This is a genomic window from Mesorhizobium sp. M1A.F.Ca.IN.020.06.1.1, assembly GCF_004023265.1.
Lineage (GTDB): Bacteria > Pseudomonadota > Alphaproteobacteria > Rhizobiales > Rhizobiaceae > Mesorhizobium.
In genome coordinates this window covers 1-1,953 of record NZ_RZSR01001053.1, presented here as the reverse complement: position 1 = coordinate 1,953, position 1,953 = coordinate 1, and the positions used below count along the sequence as shown (strand labels likewise).

At 68.5% G+C, this 1,953-nt stretch carries 1 pseudogene; it reads left to right on the top strand.

Annotated features, from left to right (window positions below):
• A pseudogene (locus tag EOA60_RS30825) lies at positions 1–1,953 on the top strand (peptidoglycan-binding protein); the annotation flags it as partial.

The following is a 1,953-nucleotide window of genomic DNA, read 5'->3' as shown; positions in this document are numbered from 1 at the left end:
GCGCTGACCGACCGCCTCGAACAGATCAGCAGCGCGGTCAACAACCTGCCGCAATCGCTGTCGCTCGCCTCGCTGGAGGAAAAGGTGCGCACCCTCGCCGGAGCGGTCGACCGTTTCGCCAGCCAGCAAACGATGCGCGGCGGCGAGACGCTTGCCATGATCGACGAGCGGCTGGACGAGATCTCGCGCGCCATCGTCGCCTCGACGGTGGCCGCGCAGGCCAATGCCTTCGATCCGGAAACCTTCGGGCGAATCGAGAAACGGATCGCCTCGCTGGCGGAGCAGATCGAGGAGGTCGCGCAGTCGCGTCCCGGCGCCGAGGTCATCGACCGCCTCAACCTTCTGTCCAGCCGTGTGGACGAGCTCGCCGGGCGCGCCCATCTGCCGGAGCAGGCGATGGAGCGTCTCGGCAAGCAGATTGCTTTGATCACCGACAAGATAGACCGCGCGCCGGCGATGCCCGACGCCGACCACATCTTCCAGGGCCTGGAGCAGCGCTTCGACGCGCTGTCCACGCTCCTCGAGCGCCGCCAGGGTGATGCCATCGAGCAGAGCAACCTGCTGTTCCGCGAACTCGAGCGGCGGCTGGACGAAGTCGCCGACAGGCTCGACCAGCGCATGCGGCAGGACGACGGCGCTGGCATCATGGAGGCGATCGACGCCCGCTTCACCGCGCTTGCCAAGCGCATCGAGACGCGCGCGCCCGATCCCGCCAACGAGATGGCGATCCGTGGCCTGGAAAGCCGGCTCGAGGACATCTCCAGCCGGCTGGAATCCTCCGCCGCGCAGGTCGCCGGCATTGATCCGGCACTGATCCGCAGCCTTGAGTCGCAGGTGACCGCCCTTTCGGCGCATCTTTCGAAGCCGAGCGCACCGCTTCCCGATTTCGAGGACATCAGCCCTCGCCTCGACGAGATCGAGAAGTCGCTGGCCGGCACGCGCGATTCCATCCTCACCGTCGCGCGCGAGGCTGCGGAGAACGCCGTGCGGTCCCTGGGCGAATCGAGTTCCGGCACGGCTGCTTCCAACGCAGCCGCCGTGAGCGGGCTCGCGCAGGACCTGAAGACGCTCGAAGCGCTCACCCGCCGTTCCGACGAGCGCAATTCGCGCACGTTCGAGGCGATCCACGACACGCTGCTCAAGATCGTCGACCGGCTCGGCTCGCTGGAGGCCGAAGGTCCCAGTGAAGCGGTCAGCGAACTGATCGACCCGCAGCCGGGCGGCAAGCGGGCCGCCCGCACCGGCAAGATCGCCGTCCAGGACGCGCCGTCGATGGATATCGACCAGCCGCTGCCACTGACCGGAGACATCGCCGATCTCGATGCGCGCGCCGCCTCCATCCTGCGCCACGATCCGGTTTCGCGAAACGAGCCGGCTGCACCGGGCGAACCTGTTACGCGTAGCGACCCTGTTACGCGTGGCGAATCTGTTACGCGTGGCGAACCTGTAATGCGCGGCGAAGCTGCCGCTCGCACGCCCGCCGAGGCCGCGGCCGCCGCCGCAATGGCTGCGCTCGGATCGGACGAAATTGGCGAGAAGGCTGAGACCACCGGCCGCAAGAAGTCGATGTTCAGCGGACTGGCGCGTGCCTTCAAGGGCAAGAAGAACGAGGACACGCCGCCGCTTGCCGGCTCGGCACCGGCCGGCGACGTTCCGACCGTCGACATCGACGAACCGCTCGATCCGAGAGCCGCCAACCGGCCGCTCGAACCTGGTTCCGGCGCGCCGGACCTCAACGCCATCATGAAGCGCGTGCGCGACGAGCGCGGCGGTCAGCCGGCCAAGCGCAGCGAGACAGATGCCGCCAAATCCGATTTCATCGCGGCCGCCCGCCGCGCGGCGCAGGCCGCCGCCGCGGAAGCCGACGCGCTGAAGCGGCAGTCGACGATGACCGGCCCGGTGAAGGCGCTCAGAATCGGCGATCTGCTCAAGGCGCGGCGGAAGCCCATCCTG